This is a genomic window from Streptomyces sp. SN-593 (assembly GCF_016756395.1).
GTDB lineage: Bacteria > Actinomycetota > Actinomycetes > Streptomycetales > Streptomycetaceae > Actinacidiphila > Actinacidiphila reveromycinica.
Genome location: NZ_AP018365.1, coordinates 2,837,348 through 2,853,020, shown reverse-complemented (window position 1 = coordinate 2,853,020; position 15,673 = coordinate 2,837,348). Strand labels below are relative to the sequence as shown.

The window sequence follows — 15,673 nt, the reverse complement described above, 5'->3', positions numbered from 1 at the left end:
CACGGGAACCGCTGTCAGCGTTGTTCCCAGGGGGTGGGAAGAGGGGCGGTGATATGGACGTTGCACTGAGCGTGTCGTCATTGGACTTCACCTCCGGTCTCGCCGAGCACCTGCGGGGTGGCAACGTCTTGTGGGCGTACGCGCTGCTGGCCGCGACGACGGCCCCGCCGCTCGTGCCCAACGCCGTCCTGCTCGTCACGGGCGGTGTGATGGCCGCGGAGGGGCGCCTCAGCATCGCCCTCGTGCTCCTGGTGGTGGCGGGCAGCGCCGTCATGGGGGACATGCTGCTGCACCGCACCGGTCGGGCCCTCAGCGGCCGCGTGCTCAACCGCATGCGCCGCAGGCCCCGGCAGGCGGCGCTGCTCAAATGGGCGGCTCTGCGCATCCAGCGCCATGGGGTGCCCTTCGTCATAGGCGTCCGCTTCCTGCCCAGCGGTCGGGTGATCGGCGGGCTGGCCGCCGGCGTCGTGCGCTATCCCGCCCGGCGCTACGTGATCGGCGCGGGCGTCGCCGAGGCGGTGTGGGCGTCGTACTCGGTCGGCGCCGGGTACATCAGCGGTCGGGCCGCCTCGAACTCCTTCTACGCCCTGTCCCTGGGGCTCGGTATATCCCTGCTGGTCGCGGGGGTCGGCACGGTGGCCCAGTGGGTGTCCCGCCGCCGGGACAGCGGCCACCAGGACGCAGGCCGCCCCTCGTCGGTCGTGGCCGCGTCCGTCGCGGGCGGAGGTGACGGCGGCGCCGCGGCGCAGGCCGCGCCCGCCGTGGCCGGTGCGGCGAGTGCGGCCGGCGGTGCGGCGACTGCGGCGAGAGCAGCCGGTGGGGCCGCGGGAGCCGTCTCCGGGGGCCTGCCGGCTCCGCCCCCGCCGCAACCACCCGCGGCTCCCGCCGCCCCGGGATTCCCTCCTCCGGTCCCACCCGAGAGACCTCCCCCGGTCTCGGTGCCCTTGGAGGGCCGGGAGATCCTGCCTTCCCCCCTGCCGCCCCCCGACAACGACGCGGACGACAGTTCCTGTCCGCTGACCGGGCGCGGCACGTAGTCATGTCCTGGTCGGGGTCGTTCCCCGGCCTCTTTGCGTTCGCCCCGGCGCATCGGCCGGCCCGCGGCGCGGATGCCGTGCGGGGTCTTCCGCTCCGGTCAGCCGGATTCTCGGCGCCCCCTGTTGCTCGGGCGCCTGGCGCTCCACGACCGGATCGTGTCCGCGTACCAGAACGGTTTCCCGCGCTCCACCACGTCGGGATCGGGCAGGTGCCCGTGCTTCCGGTACGAGCGCACGGTGTCCACCTGGACGCGGATGTGGGCTGCGATGTCCGCGTACGACCACAGCGTTCGATCGGCCATGAAGCACCTCCATGCCACAGCGATGTCGATCAGCACCTTCGTCCGGACAACGACGGGCCGCGGTCGGCGCATGCGGTTGTTGATCTTCTGTGACACGGAACCCGCGTAACGGTGACAAACCGCAGGTCATGGCCGGTATGACTGGCATACCGATCACACTGAACTGCGGTCGCTCACTCGTTCGAGTTGCTTGTGGGCGTAGATCTTTTCGGGCCGGCCGGAATGCGGCAGACTTCGAGTACGCGACGATCCCGCACGATCCCGCACCGTCAGTCTCGGCCTTCCTGCTCGGGTTCACCGGCCACGACCCGCAGCAGGTGGGCGGCGGTGGCCGTCATCGCGTCGAGACCAGGGCGGAGGTAGCGGCGCGGGTCGACCGCCGTCGGGTCGCTGGCGAGGTAGTCGCGTACGGCGGTGGTGAAGGCGATGTTGAGCGCCGTCCCGATGTTGATCTTCGCCATGCCTGCGGCGACTGCCTGCCGCAGCTCGCCGTCGGACACGCCGGACGAGCCGTGCAGGACCAGCGGCACGCCCACGGACTCACGCAGCCGGCCGATGAGTTCGTGGTCGAGCCGGGCGGTGCGCTCGGTCATCGCGTGCGAACTGCCGACCGCGACGGCCAGCGAGTCCACTCCCGTGGCGGCGGTGAAGGCAGCCGCCTCCGCAGGGTCGGTGCGCACACCCGGGGCGTGCGCACCGTCCTTGCCGCCGACCTCGCCGAGTTCGGCCTCCACCCACACCCCGTGGGTGTGGGCCCACTCGGTGACGCGGGCGGTGGCGCCGACGTTCTGCTCGTAGGGCAGGACCGACGCGTCGAACATCACCGAGGACACGCCGGCCGCGACCCCGGTGCGGACAAGCGCCTCGTCCTCCACGTGGTCCAGGTGGAGGGAGACGGGTACGGAGGCCGCTGCGGCGGCGGCCGCCGCACCCGCGAGCACACCGTCGAGGAGGCCGCCGTGGAACTTCACGGCGTTCTCGCTGATCTGGAGGATGACGGGCAGGCCGGTCTGCTCGGCTGCGGCGGTGATCGCTTCTGCGTGCTCCAGGGTGATCACGTTGAAGGCGGCCACGCCACCGCCGGACGCGTGGGCGGCGGAGACGAGTTCGGCGGTGGTGGCGGTCGGCATGCGGCTTCCTCGGATCCGGGTCCCTGGGGTCGTACGGGACCGGTGGCTCGGCACGGAGCGTGCCGACGGTTCGGGCGGGTGGATCGGCCGCGGACGCGGCGGACGGGAGGTGGAATCGGGCGCCGACACATGAGGACGCAGCGTCAGCGGGAGGAAGGAGGAGGTGGAGGCGGTGGAAATCAGGCGAGGATGACCGACCGGGTCAGGTTGCGCGGGCGGTCCGGGTCGTAGCCCTTCGCCTCGGCGATCGCGACGGCGAGGCGCTGGGCGCGCACCAGGTCGGCGAGCGGGTCGACCGTGGGCCGGTGCTCGAGGTGGCCGCCGACCGCGGCGATGTTCCCGGCCAGACCTTCCGGCAGCGGGCCGAAGGACCAGGCCACGCGACCGGGGCCGGTGATGCTGATCGGGCCGTGGCGGTACTCCATGGCCGGGTATGCCTCGGTCCAGGCGCCGGCGGCCTCCCGCATCTTCAGCGCGGCCTCCTGGGCCAGTCCGTAGGTCCAGCCGGTGCCGAGGAAGGTGATCTGCTCGGCCGAGAGCGCCTCGGGGGCCAGCTCGTCGCTTACGGCGGTGCGGGCGTCGGCGATCGCGGTGGTCAGGTCCTCGCCGAGGTGGGCGCGGAGCAGGGCCAGCACGGTCGTGGCGAAGCGGGTCTGCACCACGGACTGCTCGTCGGCGAAGTCGAGGACGATGATCTCGTCCGCCGCCTGCATCACCGGCGTCTTCGGGTCGGCGGTGATGGCGGTGACCGGGGTGGAGCCGAGCAACTGCTCGCAGGCCCTGAGGACCTCGGTGGTCGTGCCGGAGCGGGTGATCGCGAGCACGCGGTCGTAGCTGCGGCCGAGCGGGAACTCGGAGGCGGCGAAGGCGTCGGTCTCGCCGTGCCCGGCGCTCTCGCGCAGGGTGGCGTAGGACTGCGCCATGAACCACGAGGTGCCGCAGCCGATGACCGCGACCCGCTCACCGCGGGCGGGCAGCTTCCCGGACTGCTCCGGGGCGAGCTCGACCGCGCGCTGCCAGCAGTCGGGCTGGGTCGTGATCTCGGTGGTGGTCAGGGACGGGGCGGCCATGCGGTCTCCTCGGGATGAGCCGTGCGCTGTGGTGCGCGAGCGGGTGTCGTGCGCGTTCTGCGGTCAGTGTAGATGATTGATTCTGCTTGAAAAGAGCGAGTAATGAACAAGAGTGTGCATCTGGGGGCTGTCGTGTCGGAAGCGAGAGGGTTCGCCCTCCCGTCTGCGGCGGAGCCGCCGGTGAGTCGCGGCGGGTTCGACGGATGGCGGCGGCGGGGCATGCGGAGGCCCACCGGGAGGCGCGGGAGGAGGGGAGGCTTTGCGGAGCGGGCGGGGGTTCGTCACCTGGCGGAGGGCATAGCGCGACGGCGTGGAGGAGGCCGCGGCCGGACGCCTGGCGGAGTGCCGCTGGTCGAGTGGCCTGGCGACAGAGGGTGTTGGCGACGCGGAAGGTGGAACGCGTGGCGGCAGGAGGGCCGTTGGCCGCAGGTGGCCGCGGGGTGCGCAAGGGCACCGGAAAGCGCGCGGCCCGGCCGCCGCGCCGTGGGTGGTGGAGCTGGGGCGCGGGGGCCGGGCCGGTGAGGCGGGCGGGCGGGTCAGCCCTCGGAGAGCTCGTCGGTGGCGATCTCCCCTGCCTTGACGCTGCGGAGCAGGAAGTCGGCGATCGTTGTCAGTTCGTCGTCGTCGTATCCCGCGCACACGTCGTCCATGGCGTGGTTGAGGCCGGACAGGAGGTAGCCGATCTCGGCTTCCTTCTCCTTGATCACCTGGACGAGTATCGCCCGGCGGTCGCTCGGGTTCGGGGTGCGCACCACCCAGCCGCCGCGTTCCAGCCGGTCCAGCACGCCGGTGAGCGTGGCCGGGTGCAGCCCCGCGCGCCGGGCGAGCGCCGTCGGGCCCAGCGGACCGTGCCGGCTGACCAGGTCAAGGCACTCGAGGTCGGCGTCCCGGAGGTCCAGGTGTGCGCCGATCTGGTGGTTGAGCAGTGTCAGTTGCGCGTTCAGGCCCCGTACGTGCTCCTTGATGTGGTTCGTCAGCCGTCTGCGGCGTCGGGCTGTCGAAGTCGCCCCGGACAGTGTGGAGTCCATACGCAACGATCCCTCGCATCGTTTGCCTGCTCGCCGGGGTGGCCCATGGCTGCCTGCGCGTTCGCCCCCGGCGGCGAGCGCGGTGCCGGCAGGTGCTCGAAGCCTGCCGGGGGCAGCTCAGGCGCTCACTTTCTCACACCGCCTGTTCACCCTCGTAGCCCTTTCGGGCAAAAGCATGCCTGTTCCCGCCCAGGGGAGTTCGGGTGGGGGAAAGGAGGATGCGCAGGTGAAGAGCAGGGGCGGGGGATGCGGCAGGGGTGGCCCGGGCGGCCGGGGCCGTCCGCCCGAGCGGGCCTGGGGGAGTGCCCTCAGGCCGCACGGCGGTGCGCGGGGGAGGCGGTGTCCGGAGCCTGCGGGTGATCGCGGACGGGCGCGGCGTGCGAGCCGGCGGGGGCGGCGGTGCCGCGTTCGAGGGCGTCCACCGCGTGCTCGGCCCCGACCACCTCCGCGCGGATCGCCGAGCAGGACCGGCTGATCAGCCGGGACACGTGCATCTGGGATATGCCGAGCTGGTCGGCGATCATGCTCTGCGTCATTCCGCGGAAGAAGCGCAGGTAGAGGATCTGGCGTTCGCGTTCGGGGAGGCGGCACAGTTGCGGTTTGACCGCCTCGCGGTCCAGCACGACGTCGAGCGCCGGGTCGGGGGCGCCCAGCGTGTCGGCCAGGGACATGGGTCCGGTGTCCAGCGGCTGCCGGCACTGGGCGTCCAGCGACAGCGAGCTGAAGCTCTCCAGCGCCTCCAGTCCCGCGGCGGCCTCCTCCTCCGTGAGGCCGGCGTGCTCGGCGATCTCCTGTGCGGTGGGCTCCCGGCCCGGCCGGCTCTGGGCCAGTTCCTGGTGCGCGGCGCGGACCCGCGCCCTGAGCAGTTGCACCCGGCGCGGCACGTGTACCGACCACATGCAGTCGCGGAAGTGCCGCTTGATCTCGCCGTCGATGGTCGGCACCGCGTAGCTCTCGAAAGCGGTGCCGCGGTCCGGATCGTACCGGGTCACCGCCTTGACCAGGCCGAGGGCGGCCACCTGGCGCAGGTCGTCCAGCGACTCGCCGCGGTTGCGGTACCGGCCGGCCAGGCGGTGCGCCATCGGCAGCCAGTCGGTGGCGATCTCCTGGCGCAGCCGTTCCTTGGGGGCGCCGTCCGGAAGGCGGGCCAGACGGCGGAATGCCTCGGCGGTGTCGGGGGCGTCGTCGTGGGGATGCCTGCCCCGGTGGGAGGTGCGTGCGGGTATCGGACCGGACGCGGACACGGACACGGAAGATGCCATCTGTCACCAGCTCCTCGCGCTGCGACCCCACGGCGCTACGGTCGGTCACGGCCGGGGGAGGGGCCGAATGGGGTGTGCCCGGTCACGAATCCGGCAAACCATCGCAAACGGTTCAAATCATCAAATCCGCGACGATCTCGGAGATGCGATCGCGCGGCCGCCTTGCGGGGTGGGCTGTCGCGCCGGGGCTCGCGCGCCGTGGTGGATCGGGATCAGGGGCGCGTCCCCGTCGCCCCGGTGCCGGGCTCGGCGCCGCTGTGTACGGGGTGGTTTCGTCGAAGACTTGGTGACGGTGCTGTGCGCACGGGACTGGAGGGGTGCGAGTCGGGCAGTGGGGATCTGTGGGGGCGGGGGTTCGGGGTGGGGGACTTTGCCAAGCCGAGTCCAGGATTTCGCCAGGGCTGTGATGATCCCCGGTCGATCTCGTGATGTCCTGTACATGTCATGTCGGACGATCCCACGAGGTGCGCATGTCCCGCCCGTACATCCGTCCCGCCTGCCTGCTCGCCGCCGCTGCCCTGATCGCGGGCACCGCCGGTACCGCCGGAGCGGCCACGTCCGGTCCGGCTACGTCCGGTCCCGCCACGTCCGGTTCCACCACCGCCACCACCTCCGACGCGGGCTCCCCCTCCGCCGTCACTCCCTCCGCCGTCACCTACACCCTGGTCACGGAACCGTCGGCCGGCTACGGCGCGATCTACGACCTGATCGGCTCGGCGACGACCAGCATCGACCTCACGATGTACGAACTCACCGACACCACCGCCGAGCACGACCTCGCCGCCGCGGCGGCCCGCGGGGTGACGGTCCGGGTGATCCTGGACCAGAACCTGGAGAAGTCGAACAACACCGCGGCGTACACCTACCTCAACGCCAACGGCGTGCCGACCCACTGGGCCTCCACCACCTACGCCGCCACCCACCAGAAGACCCTCACGGTGGACGACGCCACCACCGCCATCATGAGCGGCAATCTGACCAGCCAGTACTACTCCACCAGCCGTGACTTCGCCGTCATCGAGAACAACTCCCTCGACGTCAAGGCGATAGAGAAGGTGTTCGCGGCCGACTACGCCGGCACCGCCATCACCCCCACCGACGGCGACCACCTGGTGTGGAGCCCCACCGACGCCCAGTCGAAGATCCTGGCGATCATCAACGGCGCCACCGCCAGCCTCTCGGTGGAGAACGAGGAGATGGGCTACGCGACCGTCACCACCGCGTTGGAGAACGCCGCCAAGCGCGGGGTGAACGTCGAGGTCACCATGACCAACGACGACAACGAGTACGCCGACGAGTTCGACGCCCTCACCGCCGCCGGCGTCCACGTGCGCACCTACGCCTACACCGCGTCGCTCTACATCCACGCGAAGGCGATCGTCGCGGACTACGGCACCAGCGCCGCCACGGTCGACGTCGGCTCGCAGAACTTCTCCAGCGCCTCGCTCAACAAGAACCGCGAGTTGGGCTTCATCACCACCTCGGCGCCGATCATCTCCGGGATCAACACGGCACTCGCCTCCGACTACGCGGGCGGCACCGCCTGGTCCTGATCCGGCGGGCCGCAGGCTGCCGACCCCTCCCACAGCGGCCGCATCCCGTAGCGACCCCCTCCTGTGGCGGCACTCCCGAACGGCGTCGCGGGCGGCCGGGCGGGAGGGCCGCCCGCCCGCCGGATACCGCTCGCGCGCCCCGCGCGACCCCGCCGTGCGCGAGAATTCCCGAGCACCGCGGATCGACACGGTACGGCGCGACACGCTACGGCGCGGCGCGGCGCGACACCACGCGGCGCGGTACGACGTGCAAGCGGACGCACCGGACAAGGAGCTGATCGGATGGCCACCGCCGACCTCGACGGAACCGCCCTCACCTACCAGGTGACGGGCACGGGACCGCGTTTGCTGTTCCTCAACGGGTCCGGCGGGACGCTCGTCGAGGCCGCCCCCCTGCTCCTGCGCCTGGCCGGCCGCTTCGAGGTCGCCGCCTTCGACCAGCGCGGCATCGGCCGGTCCGCGGCCGCCTCCGGGCCGTACGCCATGGCCGACCTCGCCGCGGACGCGGCGGCGCTCGCCGACCACCTCGGCTGGCCGTCCTTCCGCGTGTTCGGGATCAGCTTCGGCGGGATGGTCGCCCAGGAACTGGCCGTCACCCGGCCGGAACGGATCGAGCGGATGGCGCTGCTGTGCACCTCGTCCGGGGGACCCGGCGGCTCCTCGTACCCGCTGCACACGCTGGGCGAACTCCCTCTGGAGGAGCGGCAGGCCCGGTACGCGGGCATCCTTGACACCCGCTTCACCGCGGAGTGGCTGGCCTCCCGCCCCGGCGACCGCGCGGTGGTCGAGTCGATGCGCGGGCGGCTGGCGGCCGGCAAGCCGGCCGCGGTGCGGCTGGGAGAGGAACTCCAACTCCGGGCCCGCGCCGCGCACGACGTGTACGACCGGCTCCCGGCCGTCACCTGCCCGACGCTGGTCGCCGCCGGGCGCTACGACGGCATCGCGCCGGTCGCCAACAGCGAGGCGGTGGCCCGGGCGATACCGGGCGCCGAGTTGCGGGTCTTCGAGGGCGGGCACATCTTCCCGTTCCAGGACCCCGAGGCGCTGCCGGCGGTGATCGACTTCCTCGCCCGGTGACGGCCCCGCGGGACTAGGACGACATCCCGCCCGAGCCGGCGCGTGCCGCGGCGCCCCAGCGGCGCTCGACCTTCGCGAACCGCCAGTAGGCCAGGGCGCAGGCCCAGACCACGACGAACAGGCCGACGATGACGTAGCCGACGTTGTCCAGGCTGATACCGGAGATCCAGTCGGTGGCGCCGTTGGTGAAGCCGGCGTTGTCGTGCAGGACGCCGACGAGTTCGATGGTGCCGATGACGAAGGCCACGGCGATGGACAGGCCGGTGATCGTGAGGTTGTAGTAGACCTTGCGGACCGGGTTGGAGAACGCCCAGTGGTACGCGAAGTTCATGAAGGTGCCGTCGAGGGTGTCGAACAGGCTCATGCCGGCGGCGAACAGCAGCGGCAGGCACAGCACCGCGTACCAGGGCAGGCCGGAGGCGGCGCCGGAACCCGCCATCACCATGAGGGTGACCTCGGTGGCGGTGTCGAAGCCGAGGCCGAACAGGACGCCGACCGGGTACATCTGGCCGGGGTGGCGGATCGACTTGGTGAGTCGGCCGAGCAGGCGGTTCATGAAGCCCCGGCTGTCCAGGTGCTTCTCCAGCTCGTGCTCGTCGAAGTTGCCCGCGCGCATCTCCTTGAACACCCGGTAGATGCCCAGCAGGGCGACGAGGTTGAGGGCGGCGATGAGGTAGAGGAAAGTCCCCGAGACGCTGGTGCTGATGACGCCGAGGGTGACGTGCGTCTCGGAGTCCTCGTTCATCAGGGTGCCGGCGATCTTGGCGCCGCCGGCGATCATGCCGGCCATGGCGACGACGATCGAGGAGTGGCCGAGGGCGAACCAGAAGCCGACCGAGACGGGGCGCTGCCCGTCGGCCATCAGCTTGCGCGTGGTGTTGTCGATCGCGGCGATGTGGTCGGCGTCGAAGGCGTGCCGCATGCCGAGGGTGTAGGCCGTGACCCCCAGCCCGACGCCGAACGCCTGCTTGCCGACGGTGTAGTGGTGCGGCGCGACCATCATCACCAGGATGGCGAACGCCGCGGCGTGCAGGGCGGCGATCGCGGCCAGCAGCACGCCGGTGCGTATCCAGTCGGCGCGTGCGAATCGGTGGGCGACGGGCCCGGGGGAGGGCGTCCCCGCGGGCGGTCCGGCGGGCGACGGCGGGTTTTCGGGCAGGGTCATACCGGGGCAGCCTCTCCAGCACCTCGTGGACAGTTCGTCGTGCGTGCCGTGGCCGGTCTCCTGGCTTACGGGTCCGACGTCGCCGTCCTCCGCCTTCCCAGCCGCCGAAACGGCCAGTGGCGTCCACCCCCTGCGGGGCGGAACGAGCACGGTGACTTCCCGATCACAGTGGCGAGGGCCGCACCGGTTTCCCACCGGTTTCCCGAGCACCACGGCCCGGCCAGCGTAGATGCACACGTCAGCCGACTGCAACGGGGTCTCAACGGGCCCGGTGCGCGCGGCGGTCGGGACCGCGTGCCCCGGTGACGTCACGGGCGCCGACGGCTGGCACGATGTCGCCATGGCCCGGATGCCCGCCCTCCGCCTTGTGCGCTCAGCCGTGTTCGCGGCCGTGTGCACGGCGATGAGCGGCCTCGGCCACGCGATGATGTCCGGCGCCGGGGTCCCGGTCTGGGCTCTGCTGTACGCGTTCGCCGGGGTCACCGCCCTCGCGTGGTGGGCCTTCGGGAGGCGGCGCGGCGCGCCGGTGATCCTCGGCGGCAGCCTGGCCACGCAGTTGGGGCTCCACTGCGTCTTCCTGCTCGGGCAGTGGGTCGGCGCCGCTCCCTCGGCCGTGCCCGACCCGGCGATGCCCGCCACGTCCTCCATGCCCCCCATGCCTTCCATGCCTTCAATGCCGTTCATGCCGGGCATGGGGATGGCCGCGCCGGGCCCGGGCGGCACCGGGTCCATGGCGGGGCCGGGCGGCGGCATGGCCATGCACGAGTGGTCCCCGGGCATGCTCCTGCTGCACGCCGCTGCCGCCCTGGTGTGCGGCCTGTGGATGTGGCGGGGCGAGGTCGCCCTCCACCGGATGATCCGCTCGCTGGCCTGGGTACTGGCCGCTCCGCTGCGGTACGTCCTGGCGGTGTGCGGGATCACGCTGCCGCCGCTGCCGCGCGTGCGGGCCGGCACCGTGCCGCCTCTGCGGCCCGCCGAGGTGCTGCTGAGGCACGCGGTGGTGCGGCGCGGGCCGCCGCCGCTCGTCGTCCTGATCTGACAGGCGCCCGCCACCGGCCGGTTGTCCGGCCGCTCCGACGGCCGCAGCGCCGGTATGTCCCGCTGCCCCCGCGGCCGGCTTCGCGCCGCCCCGGCACCGCGTGGACCGTACCGGACCCTGATCCCGTCGGCCTGCCCGGCACCACGCCGCCGCGTCAGCGCGTTCGTGTGCGTACGCCTTCACCGGTCCGCGCGTCCTCACCAGCGCGTGCACGCCGCCGTGTACGGCACCCCGTGTACGACGCCTCCGTGTACGACGTCCCGTGCGCGACGTCCCGCGTCCGACGACCGCGGCGCGCGCGAAGGGCGGGCCGCCCGTCGGCGGGACCGCGTGCCGTGATCACGGCCGGTCCCGCACGAGCGAAGGACCCGAGAACATGACCCCTGCCCGGAACCCCCGGGGCGACCGGCCGCCGGTCGCACGTGACGACGCCCAGGTGACCGCCTGGGCCCTGGCCGCCGGCCGCGGCGACGAGGAGGCGATCGAACACTTCGTCCGGGCCACCCGCGCCGACGTCCGGCGCTTCGTCGCCCACCTGACCGCTGACTTCTCCGGGGCCGACGACCTCACCCAGGAGACGTACCTGCGGGCGCTGTCCGGCCTGCCGCGGTTCGCCGGGCGCTCCTGCGCCCGCACCTGGCTGCTGTCCATCGCCCGCCGTGTGGTGGTCGACCGCTACCGCTACGACGCGGCGCGGCCCCGGACGTCGGCAACGGACGACTGGCTGGAGGCGGCCGAGCGGGCGCAACCCGCCCACGGACCCGGCTTCGACGAGGGCGTCGCCCTGTTGGACCTGCTGAGCACGGTGGACCGCGGGCGCCGGGAGGCGTTCGTGCTCACCCAGCTCCTGGAGTTGCCGTACGCCGAAGCGGCCGCCCGCACCGGGTGCCCCGTGGGCACCGTCCGCTCCCGTGTGGCGCGGGCCCGGGCGGACGTCCACGCACTGCTGGTCGCCGCCGACGAACCCGAGGCGGCGGCCGCGGCGGCCTGACGGTTCCGCCGCGTCCCGACGACGGGCGGGCCGCCGACCTGGCGGCCCGCCCCCACCTGCCCGCGGGCACGCAACGGGCAACCGATCGACGAGAGAGGCGGTATGGGGTGCGAGATGCCCGGCGGACAGGTTCCGCGAAGGTGACGCGCCGGTCGGGCGGGCGGTTCACCCCGTCACGCCGCCCGGCGGCGGGGGAACCCCTCTGGCCGTGGGAGGAGCCGGTCGCGTCGGGACGGCGTCGGTGCCGGCGCCGTCGGGGCCGTCGGGGCCGGCGGGGCCGGGAACGGCGGGAATGGGAACGGCGGGAACGGGACGTGCGGGAACGTGACCTGCGAGGTCGGGCGTTGACGCTCGCCGGCACTGCGGTGCTGGCCGGCGGGTACGGCTGGCTCGGCGGCCGTCTGGCCGGCTCGGCCGGGGTGTTCGGGGGAGTGGCCGTGGGAGCTGTCGTCGCCGTGGCGCTCCGGCTGGTCGTCGCGGTGGTCGCGGGGGATCGGGTCCGCCGGCCACGCGGGCGGCGCGGAAGTGAAGGGAAACGGCCGGGAACTCCACCGGGGCCGGGTCCGACTACTGGAACGTGACGTACCGCCCCGGCGCGCCCGCGCGCGCCTCCCGCACCCTCCGCCGGGTCGTACCGCTCCTGCGTGGCGCGGCCGTTCCGCTCGGCGCCGCCGCGCTCGCGCTGTTCGCGCTGGCGGTGTACGCCGCGTCCGGTGCGGCGGGCGCTCCGGACGCCGTGATGCGCGTCAGTGGGGCGCGAATCCTGCTGCCGATGTCGCCGGACGCGACGGCCGCGTTCGTGAACCTGCGCAACAGCGGCGGGTCGGCCGACACGCTGACCGGGGCGCGTACCCCGTGGGGCGCGGCGATGCCCGCCCGTACGGTGGTCGTCGCGCACGCCGGCCACATGGAGGTGTTGAACGGTGTGACGATCGGTCCCGGCCAGGCGCTCACGATGGCCCCCGAGACCGTCGACCTCATGGTGCCGGACCCGCCGCACCTGAGCCTCGGCCAACATGTCCGGCTGACCCTGGAGTTCACCGGGAGCGGCACGGTCACCACGGACGCCGTCGTCGTCCGGCCCGGCGACTGACCGGAAGTCGGCTCCTTCGACCACGAATCCGCCTCCCGCGAATCCTCCGTCCCGTGAACGGGCCTTGCCCCGGGGGACTTCCGGGAGGGGGCTTCCCCGGCGTCATCCCGCACGTTCCCACGCCCCTCTCCTGGAGTTCCCGTGCCCACCACATCGGCGGTCCCGACGACCGCCTCCGCCGGTTCCGCCGCTCCCCCGTCCCGACCAGTACCGCCGGGGGCGGTGCTGGCTGCCTTCCTGGTCGCCCTCGTGGCCGTCTTCGCCGTCGCCTGGTCGGTCGGGCGGGCGGCCGGGCCGGTCAACCCGCGCATGCACCCCGCCCCGGTGGGCGTTCCCGGTTCCATGGGAGGCGGTTCCATGGGCGGGGGCTCGGCGGCGGACGGCTCGGGCGGGGACGACGGCGGGCACGGCATGGCGGGGATGCGATGAGCACGGACCAGGGCGGAGCCACCTCAGTCCGGGAGTCCGGAGCCCAGGAGTCCGGGGCGGCGGCCACCCCGACCACGCTGGCCACCCCGATCACCCCGACCACGAAAGGCACCGCGGCCGTGACCGACCTGGCCGTCACCGGCATGACCTGCGCCGCGTGCGTCAGCCGGGTGGAGAAGCGGCTCGCGCGGCTGGAGGGCGTGCGCGCCACCGTCAACCTGGCCACGAACACCGCCCGGGTCAGCCATCCCGGGAGCGTCACCCCCGAGGAGTTGGTGGGTGTCGTCGAGGCGGCCGGCTACGGAGCCTCGGTGCTGAGGGGCGAGCCGGAACCGGCGGCGGACTCCGGTGCGGGCCGCGACGAGGTGTCGCGCGTGGCGCTGGTCGCGGCGGGAGCGTTGCCGGTCCTGGCCCTGTCGATGGTGCCGCCCTGGCAGTTCGCCGGCTGGCAGTGGCTCTGCTTCGTGCTCGCGGTGCCGGTGGCGACCTGGGGCGCCTGGCCCTTCCACGCCCGCATGCTGCGGGGGCTGCGGCACGCCACCGCGACCATGGACACCCTGGTCTCGCTGGGCGTGGCCGCCTCGCTGGGCTGGTCGACGTACGCGCTGCTGTGGGGCGGCGCCGGCGGCGGCGACTACCGGATGCCGTTCACCTTGATGCCGATGCTCCACGAGGGCACGCACGTCTACCTCGAAGGCGCGGTCAGCGTGCCGCTGGCGGTGCTCGCCGGGCGGCTGCTGGAGGGCAGGGCCCGCCGCGCCACCGGGAGCGCGCTGACCGCCCTGGCAGGGCTCACCGTGGCGGAGGCAACCGTCCGCGACGAGGCCGGCGAGCACACCGTGCCCTTGCAGCAACTGCGGGTGGGGCAGGAGTTCGTGGTGCGGCCCGGTGAACGCGTCGCCACCGACGGCACCGTGGTCGAGGGCGTCTCCGCCCTGGACCTGTCCCTGATCACCGGTGAGAGCGAGCCGGTCGAGGTCGGGGCGGGCGCGGAGGCGGTGGGCGGCGCGGTCAACGCGGGCGGGCTGCTGCTGGTGCGCGCCACGGCGGTCGGTGCCGACACGCGCCTGGCCCGGATCGCGCGGATGGTCGCCGACGCGCAGGCCGACAAGGCCCGCGCGCAGCGCCTCGCCGACGCCGTCGCCGGGGTGTTCGTCCCGGCGGTGCTGGCCGTCGCGGTCGCGGTCCTGGGGTTCTGGCTGGGTGCCGGCGCCGACGCGCAGGCGGCGGTCACCGCCTGCGTCGCGGTCCTGGTGGTCGCGTGCCCGTGCGCGCTCGGCCTGGCCACCCCGACCGCGCTCCTGGCCGCGACCGGGCGCGGCGCGCGGATGGGTGTCCTCGTCGGCGGGGCCCGCGCGCTGGAGTCGCTCCAGAACATCGACACCGTGGTACTGGACAAGACCGGCACCCTCACCACCGGCCGGATGACCGTGGCCGGGGTGAGCGCGCGGGCGGGCGGCATCGGTGTGCAGGAGGCGCTGCGGCTGGCCGGTGCGGTGGAGCACGGCTCCGAGCACCCGCTGGGCCGGGCGCTTTCGGCGTACGCACGCGCCGGCCGGGACACGCCGCTGCCGCCCGTCACCGGCTTCCACGCGACGCCGGGCTCCGGCGTGGCCGGCGTGGTGGACGGACACCGCGTCGCCGTCGGCACCCCCGAACCCCGGCTGACCGGCGCCCTGGCCGAGGCGGTCGCCTCCGCCGAGCGCGCGGCGCGCACCTGCGTCCAGGTCACCGTCGACGGCACCCCCGAGGCCGTCGTCGAGATCGGTGACGTCCTGCGGCCCGACGCCTACCGGGCCGTGGACCACCTGCGGCGGCTCGGGGTGCACCCGGTCCTGGCCAGCGGCGACCGTCCCGGTCCGGTCCGCGCGGTCGCCGAGCACCTCGACATCTCCCGGGTCCACGCCGGGTGTTCGCCCGACGGCAAGGCCGAACTCGTGGCCAGGCTGCGCGCCGAGGGCCGCAGGGTCGCGTTCATCGGCGACGGCGTCAACGACGCGGCCGCGCTGGCGCGTGCCGACCTCGGGATCGCGCTGGGCGACGGCACCGCCGCCGCGGCGGCCGCCGCCGACATCACCCTGGTACGCGCCGACCTGCACGCCGTCGCCGACGCCGTACGCCTCGCGCGCCGCACCCGTGGCACCATTCGCGCCAACCTGACCTGGGCGTTCGCCTACAATGCCGTGACCCTCCCGCTCGCCGCGACCGGCTGGCTCGACCCGATGCCGGCGGCCGTGGCGATGTCGGCCAGTTCGCTGCTGGTCGTCGGCAACAGCCTCCGGTTGCGGTCGTGGAACCCGGCCCCGCCCGCCGCCCGCAGCGGTGGCCGCCGACCGGGTGCGGCGGGCGGCCACCGAGCCTGAGGGCGGCCGCACCGTCGGCCGGGAGGGCATCGCCCGCACCGGAGGGGCGGCCGGGACCCGTACGGTCCGCCCGCCCCGACACCTCGGCCGAGCGCCGCCGTTGCCAGTGGTGGGGCGGTGGGGCGGTCGGACCG

14 protein-coding genes and 1 riboswitch are annotated in these 15,673 nt (G+C 73.7%); of the genes, 8 read left to right on the top strand and 6 right to left on the bottom strand.

Going from position 1 to position 15,673, the window contains the following annotated elements:
* The first annotated feature begins 53 nt into the window (after window positions 1–53).
* Window positions 54–1,037: a DedA family protein gene (locus RVR_RS11715; protein WP_202233794.1), complete on the top strand. Its 984-nt coding sequence runs from the start codon at window positions 54–56 to the stop codon at window positions 1,035–1,037.
* Between the two features lie 98 nt (window positions 1,038–1,135).
* Here RVR_RS11715 and RVR_RS11710 read toward each other — a convergent pair whose 3' ends face one another.
* From RVR_RS11710 to RVR_RS11690, 5 genes are all read right to left on the bottom strand, one after another.
* Window positions 1,136–1,339 (bottom strand): MarR family transcriptional regulator, encoded by a 204-nt coding sequence (locus RVR_RS11710; protein ID WP_202233793.1) that lies wholly within the window; start codon window positions 1,337–1,339, stop codon window positions 1,136–1,138.
* Window positions 1,340–1,608: 269 nt separating this feature from the next.
* The gene (locus tag RVR_RS11705; RefSeq protein ID WP_202233792.1) at window positions 1,609–2,469 is read right to left on the bottom strand and encodes a class II fructose-bisphosphate aldolase; all 861 of its coding nucleotides are present in this window, start codon (window positions 2,467–2,469) and stop codon (window positions 1,609–1,611) included.
* A 179-nt stretch (window positions 2,470–2,648) separates the two neighbouring features.
* The gene (locus RVR_RS11700; protein ID WP_202233791.1) at window positions 2,649–3,539 is read right to left on the bottom strand and encodes an SIS domain-containing protein; all 891 of its coding nucleotides are present in this window, start codon (window positions 3,537–3,539) and stop codon (window positions 2,649–2,651) included.
* A gap of 536 nt (window positions 3,540–4,075) precedes the next feature.
* Window positions 4,076–4,567, bottom strand: coding sequence for a MarR family transcriptional regulator (locus tag RVR_RS11695; RefSeq protein WP_202233790.1), 492 nt, complete (start codon window positions 4,565–4,567; stop codon window positions 4,076–4,078).
* 308 nt (window positions 4,568–4,875) lie between these two features.
* Window positions 4,876–5,829, bottom strand: coding sequence for a SigB/SigF/SigG family RNA polymerase sigma factor (locus RVR_RS11690; protein ID WP_202233789.1), 954 nt, complete (start codon window positions 5,827–5,829; stop codon window positions 4,876–4,878).
* A 470-nt stretch (window positions 5,830–6,299) separates the two neighbouring features.
* Between RVR_RS11690 and RVR_RS11685 the strand changes: the two genes are divergently transcribed.
* Complete coding sequence (locus tag RVR_RS11685) at window positions 6,300–7,382, top strand: phospholipase D-like domain-containing protein (protein ID WP_202233788.1); 1,083 nt, start codon at window positions 6,300–6,302, stop codon at window positions 7,380–7,382.
* A 282-nt stretch (window positions 7,383–7,664) separates the two neighbouring features.
* A complete protein-coding gene (locus RVR_RS11680; protein WP_202233787.1) occupies window positions 7,665–8,459 on the top strand; it encodes an alpha/beta fold hydrolase in 795 nt (264 codons plus the stop codon).
* A 13-nt stretch (window positions 8,460–8,472) separates the two neighbouring features.
* Here the strand turns inward: RVR_RS11680 and nicT are convergent, their stop codons facing one another.
* Window positions 8,473–9,624, bottom strand: coding sequence for a Nickel transporter NicT (gene nicT, locus RVR_RS11675; RefSeq protein WP_202233786.1), 1,152 nt, complete (start codon window positions 9,622–9,624; stop codon window positions 8,473–8,475).
* Window positions 9,625–9,657: 33 nt separating this feature from the next.
* A riboswitch (cobalamin riboswitch) is annotated at window positions 9,658–9,853 on the bottom strand.
* Between the two features lie 111 nt (window positions 9,854–9,964).
* Here nicT and RVR_RS11670 point away from each other — a divergent pair.
* From RVR_RS11670 to RVR_RS11650, 5 genes are all read left to right on the top strand, one after another.
* The gene (locus RVR_RS11670) at window positions 9,965–10,663 is read left to right on the top strand and encodes a hypothetical protein (protein WP_202233785.1); all 699 of its coding nucleotides are present in this window, start codon (window positions 9,965–9,967) and stop codon (window positions 10,661–10,663) included.
* 376 nt (window positions 10,664–11,039) lie between these two features.
* On the top strand, window positions 11,040–11,654 hold the full coding sequence (locus tag RVR_RS11665) for a sigma-70 family RNA polymerase sigma factor (protein ID WP_202233784.1): 615 nt from the start codon (window positions 11,040–11,042) through the stop codon (window positions 11,652–11,654).
* A gap of 577 nt (window positions 11,655–12,231) precedes the next feature.
* Window positions 12,232–12,747, top strand: a complete 516-nt coding sequence (locus RVR_RS11660) for a copper chaperone PCu(A)C (protein ID WP_202233783.1) — start codon at window positions 12,232–12,234, stop codon at window positions 12,745–12,747.
* Between the two features lie 141 nt (window positions 12,748–12,888).
* The gene (locus RVR_RS11655) at window positions 12,889–13,176 is read left to right on the top strand and encodes a hypothetical protein (RefSeq protein ID WP_202233782.1); all 288 of its coding nucleotides are present in this window, start codon (window positions 12,889–12,891) and stop codon (window positions 13,174–13,176) included.
* Between the two features lie 143 nt (window positions 13,177–13,319).
* Window positions 13,320–15,539, top strand: a complete 2,220-nt coding sequence (locus tag RVR_RS11650; protein WP_237405291.1) for a heavy metal translocating P-type ATPase — start codon at window positions 13,320–13,322, stop codon at window positions 15,537–15,539.
* Window positions 15,540–15,673 lie beyond the last annotated feature (134 nt).

Bases quoted from the DNA above. Each gene is read 5' to 3' on its own strand.
- RVR_RS11670 (WP_202233785.1), top strand. From the start codon at position 9,965: ATGGCCCGGATGCCCGCCCTCCGCCTTGTGCGCTCAGCCGTGTTCGCG.
- RVR_RS11700 (WP_202233791.1), bottom strand. From the start codon at position 3,539: ATGGCCGCCCCGTCCCTGACCACCACCGAGATCACGACCCAGCCCGAC.
- RVR_RS11685 (WP_202233788.1), top strand. From the start codon at position 6,300: ATGTCCCGCCCGTACATCCGTCCCGCCTGCCTGCTCGCCGCCGCTGCC.
- RVR_RS11680 (WP_202233787.1), top strand. From the start codon at position 7,665: ATGGCCACCGCCGACCTCGACGGAACCGCCCTCACCTACCAGGTGACG.
- RVR_RS11695 (WP_202233790.1), bottom strand. From the start codon at position 4,567: ATGGACTCCACACTGTCCGGGGCGACTTCGACAGCCCGACGCCGCAGA.
- RVR_RS11650 (WP_237405291.1), top strand. From the start codon at position 13,320: ATGACCTGCGCCGCGTGCGTCAGCCGGGTGGAGAAGCGGCTCGCGCGG.
- RVR_RS11665 (WP_202233784.1), top strand. From the start codon at position 11,040: ATGACCCCTGCCCGGAACCCCCGGGGCGACCGGCCGCCGGTCGCACGT.
- nicT (WP_202233786.1), bottom strand. From the start codon at position 9,624: ATGACCCTGCCCGAAAACCCGCCGTCGCCCGCCGGACCGCCCGCGGGG.
- RVR_RS11710 (WP_202233793.1), bottom strand. From the start codon at position 1,339: ATGGCCGATCGAACGCTGTGGTCGTACGCGGACATCGCAGCCCACATC.
- RVR_RS11705 (WP_202233792.1), bottom strand. From the start codon at position 2,469: ATGCCGACCGCCACCACCGCCGAACTCGTCTCCGCCGCCCACGCGTCC.
- RVR_RS11715 (WP_202233794.1), top strand. From the start codon at position 54: ATGGACGTTGCACTGAGCGTGTCGTCATTGGACTTCACCTCCGGTCTC.
- RVR_RS11690 (WP_202233789.1), bottom strand. From the start codon at position 5,829: ATGGCATCTTCCGTGTCCGTGTCCGCGTCCGGTCCGATACCCGCACGC.